The following is a 17,086-nucleotide window of genomic DNA, read 5'->3' as shown; positions in this document are numbered from 1 at the left end:
ATCCGGGCCGGCCGGGTCCGGCGCGCGTGTCAGGATGGGCGCGTGTCGCACAGCTCATTCACCACGCCGCTGACCGGCCGGGACGACGAACTGGCCCGGCTCGCCGGGGTGCTGGGGCGCGCCCGGGAAGGTGAACCCCGGGCGGTCCTGGTCGCCGGGGACGCGGGCGTCGGCAAGACGCGGCTGCTGGACGAGGCCGCCGCGCGGGCCACGCGGGCCGGGATGACCGTGCTCACCGGGCACTGCGTCGACCTCGGCGACGTGGGCCTGCCGTATCTGCCGTTCACCGAGATCCTGGGCGCGCTCGCCGCCGACGAGCGGTTCGCCCCCGTGCTGGCCGCGCATCCCGTGGTCGAGCGGCTGCTCGGCGGCGGGCCGGACGCCGAGCGGGAGGTCGGCGGGCGGCTGCGGCTGTTCGAGGGTGTGGCGGCGCTGCTCGCCGAGGCGTCGGAGACCGCCGCACTGCTGCTGGTCCTGGAGGATCTGCACTGGGCCGACCAGTCGTCGCGGGACCTGCTGCGGTTCCTGCTCAGCCGGGGTGTGCCGCAGCGGCCGGCGGGCGGGGCACCCGGCCACCGGCTCGCGGTGTTCGCCTCCTACCGCGCGGACGACCTGCACCGCCGTCACCCGCTGCGGCCGCTGCTGGCCGAACTCGTGCGGCTGCCCGCCGTCGAGCGGCTGGAGCTGCGCCCGCTGCCCGACGCGGAGGTGGCCCGGCTGGTGCGCCAGCTGCGCCCGGAACCGCTGCCGGAGGCCACGGTCCGCCGGATCGTGGAGCTCGCCGAGGGCAACGCGTTCTACGCGGAGGAACTGCTCGCGGCCGGCGACGAGGAGCCCGGCGGTGTGCCGAGCGGCCTGGCGGACCTGCTGCTCATCCGGTTCGAGCAACTGCCGGACACCGCGCAGCAGGTGCTGCGCACGGCCGCCGTCGCCGGGCGGCGGGTCGAGCACGATCTGCTGCGGGACGCGGTCGCCCGCTCCGAGGCCGAGCTGGAGTCGGCGCTGCGGGAGGCCGTGGGGCGGCAGTTGCTGGTCGCGGGCGACGGCGGCACGTACGCGTTCCGGCACGCGCTGATCCGCGAGGCGGTGTACGCCGATCTGCTTCCCGGGGAACGGTCGCGGCTGCACGGGTCGTTCGCCCGGCTGCTCACCGGCCGGGGCCGTACGCCGGAGAGCGCCGCCGAGCGTGCCCACCACTACCGCGAGAGCCACGACCTGCCGGAGGCGCTGGGCGCGTCCCTGGAGGCCGCCGACCACGCCCGGCTGCTGGGGGCGCCCGCCGAGGAGCTGCGGCACCTGGAGGCGGTCCTCGACCTGTGGGGGACGGTGGACCCGGCGGCCCGCCCCGCGGGCGACGGTGCCGACCGGGTCGCGCTCACCCTGCGCGCCTCGGCCGCCGCCGCGCACGCCGGGGAGTCGCACCGCGCGGTCGCCCTGACCCGGGCCGCCCTGGACGGCGTCGGCCGGGACGCGGACTCGGAGCTCGCCGCGCGGGTCCGCTACACGCTCGCCGGGAACCTGCTGAGCGTCGACAACCTGGCTGCCGCGTACGCCTACAGCAGCGAGGCGCTGGCGCTGATACCCGCCGAGCCGCCGTCGCCGACGTGGGTGTGGGCGGCGGCGACGCACGCGATGGCGGCGCGTCAGATGGGCGAGGGCGAGACCGCGTCGAGGGTGGCGCGTGAGGCGCTGCGCGTCGCCGAGCGGCTGGACGTCACCGACGCCCGCGCCGATCTGCTGATCTCGCTGGCCGCCCTGGAGGGCGGCGGCCGCCGCACCCCGGAGGGGCACGCCCGGCTGCGGGAGGCCCTGGAGCTGGCCCGGCGGGCGGGCAACACGCCCGTGGAGCTGCGCGCGCTGCTCAATCTGGCCATCTCCTGCTTCGAGGCGGGCGAGCCCGAGCAGTCCCTGCCGTGGCTGACGGAAGGCCTGGACCGGGCCCGTCGCGCGGGCCTGCTGTCGTCGCCGTATCCGCTGGAGATGCGCTACATGCGGCTGCTGGTGCTCTACGTCGTGGGCCGCTGGGACGAGTGCGTGGCCGCGGCGGCGGCCGACACGGCGGTGCTGCCGGTGACGGGCGGTTACGTGAACGGTCCGGCGCTCCTGGTGGGCCTCGCGCGGGGCGAGGCGGACATCGAGCAGCGGGCGCGTGCCCTGCTGGACGGGCCGTTCGACTGGATGGCCGCGTTCGTCGCGGGCATCGTGCTGACCGACGCCGCCGCCCGGCGCGGCGACGCCGAGGCGGCCGTGGAGCGGGTGTGGAGCACGGTCGGGACGCTGACCGACGACTCGGGGATCCGGCCGGACGCCTCCGTCCGGCTGGCCGCGCTGGCGCTGACCGCGGTGGCCGACCGGGCGGCGGAGCTGCGGCTCGCCGGGGACGAGGCCGGGGCGCGGCGGTGGGCGGACACCGCGGTCGAACTGACGGAGCTGGCACGGTCCGTGGCCCGGCAGGGCGAGGAGGGCATACCGCACGGGCCCGAGGGGATGGCGTGGCTGGCGCGGGCCGAGGCGGAGTGCGCGCGGGCGGGGTCCGGCGCGGAACCGGCGGGCTGGGAGCGGGCGGTCGCCGCCTTCACCGGTCTGGGGGACGTGTACGAGACGGCTCGCTGCCGGCTGGGCCACGCCGAGGCCCTGCTCGCCGTCGAGCGGCGCGAGGAGGCGGCCGCGGCGGCGCGCGCGGCCCGGGAGACGGCCGTGGCGCTGGGCGCCGCAGGGCTGTCGGAGCGGGTGGACGCCCTGGTGCGGCGCGGCCGGCTCGCGGACCGGCCGTCCGGTGCGGCGGGCGCGTCGCCGCTGACGGCCCGGGAACGGGACGTGCTGGGTCTGCTCGCCCTCGGCCGCAGCAACCGGCAGATCGGCGAGGAGCTGTTCATCACCGGCAAGACGGCGAGCGTGCACGTGTCGAACATCCTCGCCAAGCTGGGCGCCGCGAGCCGTACCGAGGCGGTGGCGATCGCGCACCGGCGGGGCCTGCTGACGTCCTGGCCGGCCGACGCCCGCTGACTCGGGGCGCGTGTCACGTCATCCGGTGATCCGGGCGGCCGGACTGTGTGTCGCCGCCGGAGGACCGGGCCGGGTGCGAGAAGGTGTCCTCGCCTTCGAGGTGCCCGGTGTCGTACGGACGCCGGGCGGGCGCGCGTGGAAGAGGGACCGGATGGGCTCGGCGACGGTACGCGGCGGTTCGGTGATCGGGGCGGTGGTGCTGTCCCTGCTGGCGGTGCCGGCACCCGCGATGGGCGGGGAGGCCCCGGCGGCGCGGACCGCCGGACTGCGCGCACCCGATCTCACCGGAGTGCGCGGGGTGTTGCGCGCCGCGGGGCGGCAGGGGGCGCCCGGCGCGATGGCCCGGATCGACGACCGGGGCGGTGTGCGCCGGGCTGCCGTCGGCGTCGCCGACCGCGGGACCGGCCGGGCCCTCGCCGACGAGGACCGCTTCCGCGTCGGCAGCGTCACCAAGACCTTCACGGCCGTCGTCCTGCTGCAACTCGTCGACGAGGGAAGGCTGAAGCTCGACGACCCGGTCGAGCGCCATCTCCCCGGGCTGCTCCCCGACGACCGGATCACCGTGCGGCACCTCCTGAGCCACCGCAGCGGCCTGTACGACTACACCAACGACATGTTCGAGAAGACGGTCCCCGGCTTCGAGGCGGTCCGGGACGAGGTCTTCACCTACCGTCAGCTGGTCGACCGCGCGCTGCAGTACCCGCCCACCGACGCGCCGGGCGCCGCCTACCGGTACTCGAACACCAACTTCGTCGTCGCCGGCATGCTCGTCGAGAAGCTGACCGGAAACAGCGTGGCGGCCGAGTACCGGGACCGGATCTTCGGGCCGCTGGGCCTGCACGACACCTTCTACGTCCATCCCGGCACCCGCGTCCCCGGCCGGCACGCGCGCGGATACCTCACCCCGGACGAGGCGGGCGCGCCGCTCGTGGACTCCACCCGGCAGACCGTGTCGTGGGCGCAGAGCGCGGGTGCCGTCATCTCCACCACGCGTGACCTGAACACCTTCTACTCGGCTCTGCTCGGCGGCCGGCTGACCTCCGCGGCGCGGCTGGCCGAGATGACGAAGTGGGCGAAGGTCGGCGACTCGCAGGCGTACGGGCTGGGGCTGCGGCGGCGGGACCTGTCGTGCGGGGTGTCGGTGTACGGGCACACCGGAGCGGTGCAGGGCTACTACACGTACGCGTTCACCACCGAGGACGGCAGCCGCAGCCTCACCGCGCTCGCCAACACCTCCAACAACGGCACCGTCCTCAACACCATGCTGGGGACCCTGGAGTCGGCGTTCTGCGGCACGAAGGGGAAGGCGCGCGGCGGGTCCGGCGAGTCCGTGGAGCGGTACGAGGACGTCGCCCCGCAGGTCGCCGTCGGGGAGCCCGCCGGAAGCTGAGTGGCACTGCCGGGCGCGGGAACCTTCCGTGTCCCGGCGGTCGTTGTCCGGTCCGAGAACCCTTTGACAGCAGGGCGGCGCCATGAGCGAGTTGGTCCCCGGTGGCAATCTGCCCCTGCCGGGCGGCCCGCTGACCCTGCGGGTGCCCGGGCCGTTCGACGTCTCCGCGCTGATCACCGACGACGGCGGCAGGGTCGGCGGCGACGGCGACTTCGTCTTCTACAACCAGCCGTCGGCGCCGGGCGCCCGGCTGCGCGGCGACACGCTCACCCTGGACCCGCCGCGGCTGCGCGCCGGAGCGACCCGGGTCACCGTCGTCGTCAGCCCCGCCGAGCCGGGCACCGACCTGGGCCGCCTGCCCGCCCCGGCCCTGCGGGTCACGGACACCGGCGGCCGTCAGCTGGCCCGTTTCACCCCGGCGCGTCCGGACCGGGAGACGGTGCTGCTGCTCGCCGAGGTCTACCGGCGCGGGCCGGGCTGGAAGCTGCGCGCCCTCGGGCAGGGGTACGCGGACGGGCTCGCCGGGCTGGTCCGTGACTTCGGGGTGGACGTGGTCGACGACGCGCCGCCCGCGCGAGTGCCGGCGGCGGTCGTCCCTCCCCGGCCGGCCGCCGAGCCGGACGACGACGGTTTCCTCGGCCTGGTCAACTCCGCCCGTGCGCGGGCTGGTTCCCCGCCGGTCGCCCTGGACGGCCGGCTGGCCGGCGCGGCCCGCGAGCACGCGGCGGCGATGGCGGCGGCCGGACGGCTCGGGACGGAGGGCCGGGACGGCGTCTCCCTCTACCGGCGCGTCACGGCCGCCGGATACGTGTATGTCACGGTCGGCGAGCACCTGGTCTCCGGGCCCCGCACGCCCGCCGACTTCGTCGCGTACTGCCTGCGCAACGACGGCCCCCGCCGCACCCTCCACGACCCCGCGTTCAGCCACGCCGCCGTCGGTTCGGCGCGCGGCGGCCGGTCGGGCGACGTCTACTGGACGGCGCTGTGGGCGCGCCCGCTCACCCCCGGCGATCTGGCGCGGACCACCGCCGAGGTCGTCGGCCTCACCAACCGGGAGCGCGCCCGTGCCGGCCTGCGCCCCCTGGCCGGGGACCCCGCGCTGACCGCGGCGGCGCAGGCGCACAGCGCGGACATGGTGGCCCGGGACTTCTACTCCCACACCTCGCCCGACGGCAGCCGCCCCTGGGACCGGGCCGCCGCGGCCGGCGCCGACCGGCGTTCGATCGGCGAGAACATCGCCTGCGGCCAGCGCTCCCCCGCCGAGGTGGTGACCGGCTGGATGAACAGCCCCGGGCACCGCGCCAACATCCTCAGGCGCGAATTCACGCACATCGGCGTCGGCTTCGCGGGCGGCGGGCGCTCGGGGACGTACTGGACGCAGGTGTTCGGTGGCTGAGGTGGCTGAGGTGGCCGAAGGCGCTGGACCCCGACGAGCAGGCTTGGCGGAGGGTCCTCCTCCGGCCCAGGATGCCCGCATGAAGGGTGACCTCTTTTCCAGCGAGCACATGGTGCGGCCCGCCTCCGGGCCGGGCATGACCGTCGAGAACGCCAAGTGCGTCCGGTACACCGTCGACGGCGAGATGCTGGCCCGTCAGGGCGCGATGATCGCCTACCGCGGCGACCTCGCCTTCGAACGCAAGGGCCAGGGGGTCGGCGGCATGCTCAAGCGCGCGGTCACCGGCGAGGGACTGCCGCTGATGACGGTGCGCGGGCGGGGCGAGGCGTGGTTCGCGCACGAGGCGCAGAACTGTTTCGTCGTCGAGGTCGGCCCCGGTGACGAGTTCACCGTGAACGGCCGCAACGTCCTGTGCTTCGACGCCACCCTCGCCTACCGCATCGCCACCGTGAAGGGCGCGGGCATCGCGGGCGGCGGCCTGTTCAACAGCGTCTTCACCGGCCAGGGCCGGCTGGGGCTGGTCTGCGAGGGCAATCCCCTGGTGATCCCCGTGACGCCCCGGCTTCCCGTCCACGTCGACACCGACGCGGTCGTCGGCTGGACCGCGGGCCTCGCGACCTCCCTGCACCGGTCCCAGACCATCGGTTCGATGCTGCGCGGCGGTTCCGGGGAGGCGGTCCAGCTGAAGCTGGAGGGTGAGGGCCACGTGGTGGTGCGGCCCAGTGAGGCGACCGCCGGCCGGCCGCAGCAGCACTGAGCGGGGCGTCCCCGGCGGGATCGTGTTGACCACCGGCCTCCCGGCGGGTGAGGGTCGACGCGGCGCGGATCACCGGACCGCCGCGCCGGAAGGATGAGTGAGTTCCTTGATCGGCATCTCGGACATCGAAGCCGCCGCCGGGCGGATCGCCGGCCATGTCGTCCGTACCCCCACCGTGTCGAGCCCCGGTCTGTCGGCGCTGCTCGGCGTCCCGGTCACCACCAAGCTGGAACTCCTCCAGCGCACCGGTTCGTTCAAGGCCCGCGGGGCGACGGCGAGGCTGCTGTCGCTGAGCGAGGCCGAGCGGGCGGCCGGGGTGGTCGCGGTCAGCGGCGGCAACCACGGCATCGCGCTCGCGGTCATGGCCGCCGCCCTGGACGTGAAGGCGACGGTCGTCATGCCGCGCTCGGCGCCCGCGCGGTCGGTCGACATCGCCCGGGAGGCCGGTGCGTCGGTGCGGCTGACCGACGGGATGGCCGAGGCGTTCCGCCTCGTTGAGGTGCTGCGCGACGAGGGGCTGACCCTTGTGCACCCGTTCGACGATCCGTTGGTCATCGCCGGACAGGGAACCGTGGGTTTGGAGTTCGCCGAGGACGCGGGCGAGCTGACCGACGTGCTGGTCAGCATCGGCGGGGGCGGGCTGATCGCCGGAGTGGCGGCGGCGCTGCGCGCCCGTCGCCCGGCGGTGCGGATCTGGGGCGTGGAGACCGAGGGCGCCGAGGCGATGTCCGCGGCGCTCGCGGCCGGCGGTCCGGTGCCCGTGGAGCTGTCGTCGATCGTGTCCACGCTCAGCGCCCCGTCGGTGTCCCCGCTGACGTACGAGCATGTGTCCGCGCTGGTCGACGAGGTGCTGGTGGTGCCCGACCGGGAGGCCGTGCGGGGCTGCCAGGAGCTCGCCGAGCACGCCAAGCTGTGGACGGAGCCGGCCGCCGGCTGTCTGCTGCCCGCGGCCCGGCGAGTCCTGGAGCGGGTCGGGGACGAGGCGCGGCTCGGGCTGGTGGTGTGCGGGGGCAACGCGCCGACCGGTGACCCGCGGTCCTGGGCGGAGCGGTTCGGACTGAGCTGACGTGCCCGGCACCGGCCGGCACTGACGCAACGTCAAAAATAGCCCGGAGCGCGGAATACGCGCCCGCGTGTTGAACGCCCGCCGTCGCGGCCCTCGTACCACTGGGAAAGGGTGAGAACCGGGCGGTCAGCGAGGGATGACATGGGCGAGGCGTACGTCGGCGCACACGAGGCGGTCGCGGGGAGATACCGGCTCCTCGACGTCGTCCACCGTGAGACGAACCGCGTCTGCTGGTACGGGGAGGACGTCGAGGCCGGGCGTCCCTGCCTGGTGACGGAGATCCGGCTGCCGGAGGGCGCGGGCGAGGAGGGCACGCGGCGGCTCGTCGGCCGGGTGGTGCGCACCTCCGAGACGGTCGAGCGGCTGTGCCCCGGCCAGGTGGCCCCGGTGCTCGACGCGGTCGTGGAGGCGGGCGTGCTGTGGACCGTCACCGACTGGGTCGGAGGCACCCCGCTCGGCGAACTCCTCACCGAGCGCGGCCCCGTGCACTACGTGCGGGCGGCGCGGATCGGGCTGGAGCTGCTGGACGTCCTGGAGGCGGCGCACGGCGCGGGCATCACGCACGGCGAGCTGAGCCCCGGCCAGGTCGTCGTGCCGGAGCGGGGCCCGGTCGTGGTCGCCGGTTTCGGCCTGGCCGGGACGACCCTCGCGCCACGGCTGACGGCACCGTCGTACGCCTCCCCCGAGCAGGCCCGGGACGAGCGGATCGGCCCGGCGGCGGACCTGTGGGCGCTGGGCGCCATCCTGTACACCCTGGTGGAGGGACGCCCCCCGTTCCGTGACCGGGACCGGCCGGAGGTGACCCTGCGGGGCGTGGACCGGCTGCCGCTGCGCACCCCGATGCGGGCCGGGCCGCTCGGCCGGGTGGTTCAGGGGCTGCTGCGCAAGGACTCCCGGGAGCGGCTGACGCGCCCGGTGGTCCGCGAGGCGCTCACCCGGGTACTGCACGAGGACACCGCCGACGCCCGGCCGGCCGCGCCGCCGCCCCGGCTGCGCCGCGCCTACACCGCCGTCTGCCATGCGGCGCCGGGCTGGAGCGGCCGTGCCCTGGCCGTCGGGACCGCGCTCGCGGTGGTCACCATCGCCGTGGCCGTCCTCGCCACGACGAGCCTGCCGGCGGGCGGCGACTCCACCGCCGCCTCGGACGCCCCCTCCCGGTCCCCCGCGCCGGGCGGTCCCGCCACCGGCGCCGACGGTTCCCCGGACACCGGCCCGACCGCGACGGAACCGGGCCGGACCGCGCCGGCACCGCCCGATCCGACGCGCACGTCCACGCCGGACCCCTCCGGCCTCCCCCGCGGCTTCCGCACGTACACGTCCCCGGAAGGTTTCTCCGTCGCCCTCCCCGAGGGCTGGCGTCCGCTGCGCACCACCCGCGACTCCGGTCTGGCGTACCGCGTCATCCTCGGCGCGGAGGGCGACGAGCGGGAGCTCGCGGTGACCTACAGCGAGCGGCTGGGGCCGGACCCGGTCGCCGTGTGGCGGGACGACGTGGAGCCGGGGCTGCGGGACGCGGGCGGATACCGCCGGCTCGGGGAGATCCGGGCCACCACGTACCAGGGCCGCGCGGCCGCCGACATGGAGTGGGTCACCGCCGTCGACGGAACGCAGTCGCGCACCCTCGGGCGGGGTTTCCTGCTCGGCGGCGGCCAGGGCTACTCGCTGCGCTGGACGACCCCGGCCGCCGTCTTCGACGAGCCCGCGAACCGGCGGGCCCTGGACACCGTCCTGCGTACCTTCCGGGCGCCGTCAGGCTGACCGCGGGCGCGGGGCGCGCCGGTTGCGCAGCGGGCCGGAGTGCAGCGGCTGGGTGTGCCAGCGGGCCGTGAAGGCGCGGTCCGGGAGGGAACAGGTGATCAGCAGGTGGTGCGGGGTCTCCGTGAACACCACGTCCAGCGTCAGCGTCCCGGCGTCCGTCCAGCCGCCGCTCACCGCGGCGGGGACGGGCTCGTCGACGGCGGTCCAGCCGTCCGGGCCGTGGAGGGGCAGCACGAGGTCGTGCCCGTCCTCGGTGAGGGTAGCCGTCCAGCCGTCCGGGCCGTCGCCGACCGCGACCGCCGACAGTCCCGGCTGGTCCGCGCAGACACCGCCGGCCGGGACGAACGGGGCGGCGGCCCAGTCGTCGGCCCGCCCGGGAGGGGCGGCCCGGCCCGGGACCGGGGGCAGCGCCAGCCCGGCCAGCCGCTCGCGCAGGGCGGCCTCGGCGTCCTCGCGACCGGTCAGCGGTCCGGGGTGGAGGGCGGGCAGCAGATGCTCCCAGACCAGGTTCAGCAGCTCCTGCATCCGCTCGGTCGCGGCGGTCGTCACGATCACCGTGTCGTGCTCGGGCAGGACCAGGCAGAACTGGCCGTACGCGCCGTCGCCGCGGTAGCCGTGCCGGGACATCCAGAACTGCAGTCCGTAGCCCTGGTCCCAGTCCTCGCGCTCGGTGTCGCCCATGCCGCCGGCGGTCGGGATGTGGGCGCGGGCGGCGTCGGCGACCCAGCCCTCGGGCAGCAGCCGCTCGCCCTGCCAGACGCCGTCGCGCAGATACAGCTCGCCGAGCCGGGCGACGGCGTCGGTCGTGGCGTGCAGTCCGCTGAAACCGATCTCGCGACCGGTGCGGTCGCGCGCCCAGGACACCTCCCCGATGCCGAGCGGGTCCAGCAGCCGCGGCCGCAGGTAGTCGGTGAGCGACTGTCCGGTGACGCGCTGGACGATCGCCGCGAGGGTGTAGGTGGTGGGCTGGTTGTAGGCGAAGACGGTGCCGGGGTCGCGGTCCGGGGGCAGCAGCAGGAAGCCGCGTACCAGGTCGGCGCGGTCGAGGGCGCGGGCCGCGTCGAGGGTCTCGGCGAGATGGCCGCTGGACATCGTCGCCACGTGCCGGACCAGCATCGCCCGGCTGCGCGGGTCGGTGACGTCGGCGTCGGACTCCGGGAAGTACGAGATCACCGGAGCGTCGAGGTCGAGCAGTCCCTCGGCGGTGGCGAACGCGGCGGCCGTCCCCGTGAAGCTCTTGCTCAGCGAGTACAGCAGCTGGGGGCGGTCCGGGGTGTACGGCGCCCACCAGCCGGCGGTCACGACATGTCCGTGCCGCAGGATCATCAGGCTGTGCGGCTCGATCTCGGGGGCGGCGTCCAGCGCGTCGAGGAGGGCGAGGACACCGGAGGCGTCCACGCCCTGGGCGGCGGGCGGGCTGCTGGGGAGGGGTCGCACCTTCATACGGTCATCCTGCCCCGGTGATCACCCGGGTAGCGAGGGGTTTCACGCAGGTCGCAGGGGCGCCGTTTTCACCGCTCCGAGCCGGGGACTCGCCCGTTATGGCGCAAATCGGATACACGATGATGACCGAGCAGGCCGGCCCTCGTGACCTCGTCGACCATGTGGCACGGGCCGAGGAGGTCGGCTTCGACTTCTCGGTGACCTCGGACCACTACTTCCCGTGGCTGCGCGCGCAGGGCCACTCCCCGTACGCGTGGAGCGTGCTGGGCGCGGCGGCGCAGGCGACCTCCCGCATCCCGCTCATGACGTACGTGACCTGCCCGACCTTCCGCTACCACCCGGCGGTGGTGGCGCAGAAGGCGGCGACGATGCAGCTGCTGTCGGAGGGCCGGTTCCGGCTCGGTCTGGGGTCGGGCGAGAACCTCAACGAGCATGTGGTGGGCGGCGGCTGGCCTCCGGTGGAGGTGCGGCACGAGATGCTGGAGGAGGCCGTCGAGATCATCCGGGCACTGTTCGAGGGCGGGCACGTCAGCCGTCGCGGCACCCACTTCGACGTGGAGTCGGCCCGGCTGTGGGATCTGCCGGACGAGCCGCCGCCGATCGGCATCGCCGTCTCCGGCGACCGCTCCTGCGAGCTGGCCGGCCGCCTGGCCGACCTGGTCATCGCCACCGAGCCCAAGCCGGGACTGCTGGAGGCCTTCGACCGGCACGGCGGCACGGGCAAGCCGCGCGTGGGCCAGCTGCCGGTCTGCTACGACACCGACCGGGACGCGGCCATCAAGCGGGCGCACGCCCAGTTCCGCTGGTTCGGCAACGGCTGGAAGGTCAACTCCGAGCTGCCGCACCCCGACTCCTTCGAGTCGGCGACGCAGTTCGTCACGCCGGACGACGTGGCCGCGTCGATCCCGTGCGGCGACGACCCGGACGCCTTCGTCGAGGCCGTACGGCCTTACGCGGAGGCCGGTTTCACCGAGATCGCGCTGGTGCAGATCGGCGGGGAGTCGCAGCCCGAGTTCCTGGACTGGTCGGGGAAGACGCTGCTGCCGGCGCTGCACGACGCGCTGGACTGAGCGGGCCGGGGGTGCGGATAGGATTCCGGTTTGTCGTTTTCGCAGTCCGCGCCCCGCCCAGGAGAGTCACCGTTGAGCCCAGCGATCGCCCCGGTCGAGTCCCCCACCGTGTCCGCCGACGGGTCCGAGCTCGTCGCGCGGGACGCGCGTGAGTTCGGCGCCTACGCGCGTACCGGCGGATGGGCCTTCGGGCTGAAGGTGGCGCGCAGCGTGCGGCCCGGCGGGCAGGCCGCGGAGGGCACGCCGAAGGTGTCCGCGAAGGAGTTCGCGGAGCTGGCCGGCTGCTCCCCGGAACGGGTCATGCGCTACTACCGGGCCTGGGACCGGGCCGCCGACGACGGCCTCGTGCCGCACTTCGAGGCGCTCACGCCGGGCCAGGAGGTCGAGCTGCCGGACGCCGACGTGTGGCTGAGCTACTACGTCGCCCGTTCCAGCGCCGCCTCCGAGCGCGGCACCGCCATCGCCGAGGCCGCCGAGGCCGAGGGCATCCGCCCGACCAAGGCGCTCGAGGTCGCCGAGAACCCCACCGCGCTGCGCGCCGCGATCCTCGCCGACCCGTCCACCGCCCGGGCGGCCCGCCGGGCCCTGCTCGACCGGGTGCGGGAGGACCCCGAGCTCCAGGCGGAGCTGGCCCGGGACGTGGTCCGCACCGACGACCTGAAGAAGGCCGTGGCCACCGAGAGCCGGTCGGCCGACCGCATCGGCTACGTCCGGCAGATCGCCGAGTCCGGAGTGATCCGCACCCCGGCCGGGCAGACCGTCGACGCGCCCGCCGAGCTGCGCCGGGAGGCCGAGCGGCATCTGTCGCTGATCGACGAGCTGGAGGAGGACGAGGACGCCGGCGAGTGGGCCACCGAGGCCTACGACACCCTGCGGTCCCTCGTCGTCGAGACCGTGGAGGCCGACCCCGAGCTGCGCGTGCGGGAGCGGCGGACGAAGTTCTACAGCAGTCTGCAGAAGGCCACGAAGGCGTTCGAGGAACTGACCTTCGACGACGCCCGGGACTTCTACGAGGACGACATGGTCCAGCGGCTGGAGGAACTGCAGCGGGCCATCGGCGGCTGCCTCACGGCGCTGCGCGGGGCGCGGGAGAATCACCCGGAGAGCTGAGCATCTTGTGCGGAACGGGGGTACTGGAAGGCTTTACGTCCGTTCTCCCCGGAGGCCTTCTGGTGAACAGCTTCGTGCACAGGACCCTGGTCATGCAGCTCCAGGCCGGCACCTCGGACCGTTTCCCGGTTCTCGCCCACCTGAGGTACGACGCCGAGGACCCGTTCGCCGTGACCATGGTGTTCAGCCACGACGGCCGGGTGCTCGCCCGGTGGCGGCTGGACCGCGAGATGCTGGCCGACGGGCTGTGCCGGCCGGTCGGGGTGGGTGACGTCCGGATGCGTCCGGCGTCGACGGACCGCTGGGAGGAGCTGCGGCTGGACTTCTTCGGCGACCCCCGGGCCGACGGCGGGCACCATCACGCGACGGTGTTCGCCTGGGCCCCGGCGGTCGCGGCCTTCCTGCGTGACAGTCACGCCGTGGTGGCGCCCGGCCGGGAGCGGATCCGGGTGGACGACTTCCTGGCCGAGGTCATCGCCGAGGGCTGAGCGGCGGCTCCCCGCGGCTGGTGTACCGGTGCCGGGTCCACAGGGGTATCCCGAACCAGCACAGCAGGTACCACAGCAGGACACCGGTGACCAGCCACGGGACGAAGTCGTCGTGGGTCGCCACCCGCAGTATCAGCAGCAGCGAGGCGGTCGTGGTGGCCAGCAGCAGGATCAGGCCGACGATGGTCATCCGGGAGGCCCAGCTGACCGCCTGCGGCTTGATCCGCCGGCCGGAGACCAGCCGGTGCAGGGAGACCGGTCCGATCAGGGCGCCGGTCGCGGCGGCCCCGAGGACGACCGTGACGATGTAGATGGTGCGGTCGGTGTCGGGCAGTTCGCGGTACACCGGGGTGAAGACGACGGTGAGCAGGAAACCGAACAGGATCTGGACGCCCATCTGGGCCACGCGCACTTCCTGGATGAGCTCGACCCACATCCGGTCGGCTCTCTCCTCCTCCGTCTCGTTGCGCCCTCTGGCCCTCTTCGCGCTGTCTTCGCCGGCCGTCACGACTCCGCCTCCCCTTGGGAACGATCCACTGTCCTTCCCCTCCGGGTTCCCCCTCGGCGGCAGAAGTGTCCCCGCCGAGGGGTTTCGGTGCGGCGACGGCTGCCGGCGTCCTACCAGCGGCCCTCGACCTGGTCCTTGATCCGCCGGTCGTACAGGTCCCGGATCGCGTCGAGGGTGGCGTCGGGGAGCGGCGGCAGGTGTGCGGCGGCCGTGTTGGCGCGGGCCTGCTCCGGCGAGCGGGCGCCGGGGATCACCGTGGTCACGCCGGGCTGCTGGGCGATCCAGCGCAGGGCGAGCTGGGCGGGGGTGTATCCCTCGGGGGCGAGCGCGGCGAACTCGGCGGCGGCCTCGACGCCGGTGGCGAAGTCGACGCCGGAGAAGGTCTCCCCCTGGTCGAAGGACTCGCCGTGCCGGTTGTAGGTGCGGTGGTCGTTCTCGGGGAAGACCGTGTCCTTGGTGTACTTGCCGGACAGCAGGCCGGAGGCGAGCGGCACCCGGGCGATGACGCCCACGCCGGCCTCGCGCGCGGCCGGGAGGACCTGGCGCAGCGGTTTCATGCGGAACGGGTTGAGGATGATCTGCACACTGGCCACGCCGGGCCGGGCGATCGCGGTCAGTGCCTCCTCGCAGGTCTCCACGCTGACGCCGTAGGCCGCGACGCGCTCCTCCGCCACGAGGGTGTCCAGGGCGTCGAACACCTCGTCCGAGGAGTAGACGGGGGTCGGCGGGCAGTGCAGCTGCACCAGGTCGATCCGGTCGACGCCGAGGTTGCGCCGGGACCGGTCGTTCCAGGCGCGGAAGTTGTCGAGTACGTAGTTCTCGGGGATCTGGTCGACGCGGCGGCCCATCTTGGTCGCGACGAGGACGTGCAGATCGGGACGGCCGCTCAGGAACGCGGCGATGGTCTGTTCGCTGCGGCCGTCGCCGTACACGTCGGCGGTGTCGAAGAAGGTCACCCCCGACTCGGCCGCAGCCTCCAGCACCGTGAGGGCTTCCTTGTCGTCGACGTCGCCCCAGTCGGCGCCGAGCTGCCAGGTCCCCAGGCCGATGACGGACGCCCGCTGACCCCATCTGTCGAATACACGCTCTTCCATGGCGTCAGTCTGTCACCCGCCCGTCCCTGCCCGGAGCCGACGCCTCCGGTCCCGGTTCCGCGGTTCTGTCACCCACACGTGTGATGCGTGGCGAGCGGTCACCGGGCGCCGGGCGAGCGGCCCCTAGCGTGAGCGCGTGACCGATCCCTGGAGCCGGCGCGGCTTCCTGCGCACCACGGCCGCACTGGCCGCCGCCCCCGCCCTGGCCGTCGCCGATCCGGCGGCCGCCGCCGAGGAGTTGCCGGGTTTCCCGGCGGAAGTGCCCCTGTACCGCACCGGATACCGCAACTGGACGGGCGAGATCACCGCCACGGGGCTGTGGGCGTGCGCCCCGGCCCGGGCGGAGCAGGTGGCCGAGGTCGTCAACTGGGCCTGGCGCGCGGGCCGGCGGGTCCGCGCCCGGGGTGCCTCGCACGGCTGGTCGCCGCTGACGATCCCGGAGGGGACGCCTCCCGACGCCCCCGTCCTGCTCGTCGACACCGCTCCGCACCTCACCGGCCTGGCCCTGGAGTCTCCTTCCTCGGTCCGCGCCGGGACGGGCGTCACGCTGGAGGCGCTGCTCACGTTCCTGGAGGAGCACGGGCTCGGCCTCACCGCGGCCCCGGCGCCCGGGGTGCTGACCCTCGGCGGAGCCCTCGCGATCGACGCGCACGGCACCGCCGTACCGGCCGACGGCGAGGCGCGCCGTGACGGGCACACCTTCGGCTCGCTCAGCAACCTCGTGCTGTCGCTGACGGCGGTCGTGTGGGACGAGGCCGGCGGGGCGTACCGGCTGCGTACGTTCCGGCGGGACGAGGCGGACTGCGCGGCGCTCCTCGCCCACCTGGGCCGCGGCTTCGTCACCGAGGTGGTGCTGCGGGTCGGCGCCGACACCCGGCTGCGCTGTGTCAGCCGGACGGACATCCCGGCCGGGGAGCTGTTCGCGGCGCCCGGCCGGGGCGGGCGGACGCTGGCGAGCTTCCTGGACCGGTCGGGGCGGGCGGAGGCGATCTGGTTCGCCTTCACCGAGCATCCGTGGCTGAAGGTGTGGAGCGTGGCGCCGACCCGCCCGGCCGGGTCGCGGGAGGTTACCGGGCCGTACAACTACCCGTTCTCCGACAGCCTTCCGACGCCGGTGGCCGATCTAGTGGGGCGGCTGGTCGCGGGGGCGGCCTGGTATCTGGCGCCGGCGCTCGGCGTAGCCCAGTACGAGGCGGCCGTGCTGGGGCTGGCGGCGACCGGGTCGGCGGACATCTGGGGGCCGTCGAAGAACACGCTGCTGTATCTGCGGCCCACCACCCTGCGGGTGCACACCGACGGCTACGCGGTCGTCACCGAGCGGGCCCGGGTGCAGGAGGTCGTCGCCGGGTTCACGGCGTACTACCGCGGGCTGCTGACGGCGTACGCCGCCCGCGGCCGCTTCCCGGTCAACGGCTCGGTGGAGATCCGGGTGACCGGTCTGGACGATCCGGCCGACGCCGGCGTGGACGGCGCCCGCGCCCCGCTGCTGTCGGCGCTGCGGCCGGTGGCGGGGCGGCCCGAGTGGGACACGGCGGTGTGGCTGAACGTGCTGACCCTGCCGGGAACCCCGTCCGCGGAGGAGTTCCTGCGGGAGCTGGAGCGGTACGTGCTGGGCACGTACGACGGCGGCGGCACCGGGCTGGCCCGGGTGGAGTGGTCCAAGGGCTGGGGCTACACCGGGCGGGCCGCGTGGAGCGATCCGGAGGTCGTGGAGCGGGCCGTGCCCGCCTCGTTCGGGGACGGGGCGTGGACGCGGGCGGCCGGGATCCTCGACCGGCTCGACCCGCACCACGTGTTCGGCAACGCCTTCCTCGACCGGCTGCTGCCCTGAGGGCTCAGCCGCGCGAGGCCGGCGCGCGGGCGACCTTGCCGTCCGGCGGCTACGCCGTTTCACGCCACTTTCCCGGCGTGAGCCAGGCCACGGGTGGCGCGCGCCCGCGCGAAAGATCACGGATCACCCGGCGGCCACGGCAAGGAATTACCCGTTCCGGGGTCACGCG

13 protein-coding genes are annotated in these 17,086 nt (G+C 74.8%); 10 read left to right on the top strand and 3 right to left on the bottom strand.

Features of this window, described 5'->3' with window-relative positions; all coding sequences use genetic code 11:
• Positions 1-42 precede the first annotated feature (42 nt).
• The 6 genes from AMK31_RS29730 to AMK31_RS29705 all read left to right on the top strand — a co-directional run bounded on the left by AMK31_RS29730 (position 43) and on the right by AMK31_RS29705 (position 9,373).
• Positions 43-3,006 (top strand): ATP-binding protein, encoded by a 2,964-nt coding sequence (locus tag AMK31_RS29730; protein ID WP_073943781.1) that lies wholly within the window; start codon positions 43-45, stop codon positions 3,004-3,006.
• Between the two features lie 151 nt (positions 3,007-3,157).
• Positions 3,158-4,396 carry a serine hydrolase domain-containing protein gene (locus AMK31_RS29725; protein ID WP_073943780.1) on the top strand — a complete coding sequence of 413 codons (1,239 nt, stop codon included), beginning with the start codon at positions 3,158-3,160 and terminating at the stop codon, positions 4,394-4,396.
• Between the two features lie 82 nt (positions 4,397-4,478).
• Entirely contained in the window at positions 4,479-5,792 is a 1,314-nt protein-coding gene (locus AMK31_RS29720; protein ID WP_073943779.1) for a CAP domain-containing protein, read from the top strand.
• Between the two features lie 79 nt (positions 5,793-5,871).
• Positions 5,872-6,549: an AIM24 family protein gene (locus tag AMK31_RS29715; RefSeq protein ID WP_073943778.1), complete on the top strand. Its 678-nt coding sequence runs from the start codon at positions 5,872-5,874 to the stop codon at positions 6,547-6,549.
• Positions 6,550-6,655: 106 nt separating this feature from the next.
• A complete protein-coding gene (locus AMK31_RS29710; protein WP_073943777.1) occupies positions 6,656-7,615 on the top strand; it encodes a threonine/serine dehydratase in 960 nt (319 codons plus the stop codon).
• Between the two features lie 141 nt (positions 7,616-7,756).
• Entirely contained in the window at positions 7,757-9,373 is a 1,617-nt protein-coding gene (locus tag AMK31_RS29705) for a protein kinase domain-containing protein (RefSeq protein ID WP_073943776.1), read from the top strand.
• On the opposite strand, the gene AMK31_RS29700 is transcribed toward AMK31_RS29705, so the two are convergent.
• Positions 9,365-10,816, bottom strand: a complete 1,452-nt coding sequence (locus tag AMK31_RS29700) for a serine hydrolase domain-containing protein (RefSeq protein ID WP_073943775.1) — start codon at positions 10,814-10,816, stop codon at positions 9,365-9,367. The genes AMK31_RS29705 and AMK31_RS29700 overlap by 9 nt on opposite strands.
• Before the next feature lie 98 nt (positions 10,817-10,914).
• Between AMK31_RS29700 and AMK31_RS29695 the strand changes: the two genes are divergently transcribed.
• The 3 genes from AMK31_RS29695 (at position 10,915) to AMK31_RS29685 (ending at position 13,484) form a co-directional block, all read left to right on the top strand.
• Entirely contained in the window at positions 10,915-11,886 is a 972-nt protein-coding gene (locus AMK31_RS29695; protein ID WP_073943774.1) for an LLM class F420-dependent oxidoreductase, read from the top strand.
• A 72-nt stretch (positions 11,887-11,958) separates the two neighbouring features.
• The gene (locus tag AMK31_RS29690) at positions 11,959-12,996 is read left to right on the top strand and encodes a hypothetical protein (protein ID WP_073943773.1); all 1,038 of its coding nucleotides are present in this window, start codon (positions 11,959-11,961) and stop codon (positions 12,994-12,996) included.
• 62 nt (positions 12,997-13,058) lie between these two features.
• Positions 13,059-13,484 carry an SsgA family sporulation/cell division regulator gene (locus AMK31_RS29685; RefSeq protein ID WP_073943772.1) on the top strand — a complete coding sequence of 142 codons (426 nt, stop codon included), beginning with the start codon at positions 13,059-13,061 and terminating at the stop codon, positions 13,482-13,484.
• Here AMK31_RS29685 and AMK31_RS29680 read toward each other — a convergent pair.
• Positions 13,468-13,920 (bottom strand): DUF6328 family protein, encoded by a 453-nt coding sequence (locus AMK31_RS29680; protein WP_241842763.1) that lies wholly within the window; start codon positions 13,918-13,920, stop codon positions 13,468-13,470. The two genes, AMK31_RS29685 and AMK31_RS29680, sit on opposite strands and share 17 nt — an antisense overlap.
• Before the next feature lie 182 nt (positions 13,921-14,102).
• Positions 14,103-15,086: an aldo/keto reductase gene (locus tag AMK31_RS29675; RefSeq protein ID WP_073943770.1), complete on the bottom strand. Its 984-nt coding sequence runs from the start codon at positions 15,084-15,086 to the stop codon at positions 14,103-14,105.
• A gap of 136 nt (positions 15,087-15,222) precedes the next feature.
• Here AMK31_RS29675 and AMK31_RS29670 point away from each other — a divergent pair, with 136 nt between their 5' ends.
• Positions 15,223-16,917, top strand: a complete 1,695-nt coding sequence (locus AMK31_RS29670) for a cholesterol oxidase substrate-binding domain-containing protein (protein ID WP_073943769.1) — start codon at positions 15,223-15,225, stop codon at positions 16,915-16,917.
• Positions 16,918-17,086 lie beyond the last annotated feature (169 nt).

Origin of the sequence: Streptomyces sp. TSRI0107, from assembly GCF_001905845.1 — a bacterium.
Taxonomy (GTDB): domain Bacteria; phylum Actinomycetota; class Actinomycetes; order Streptomycetales; family Streptomycetaceae; genus Streptomyces.
This window is presented reverse-complemented; position numbering and strand designations above follow the sequence as displayed.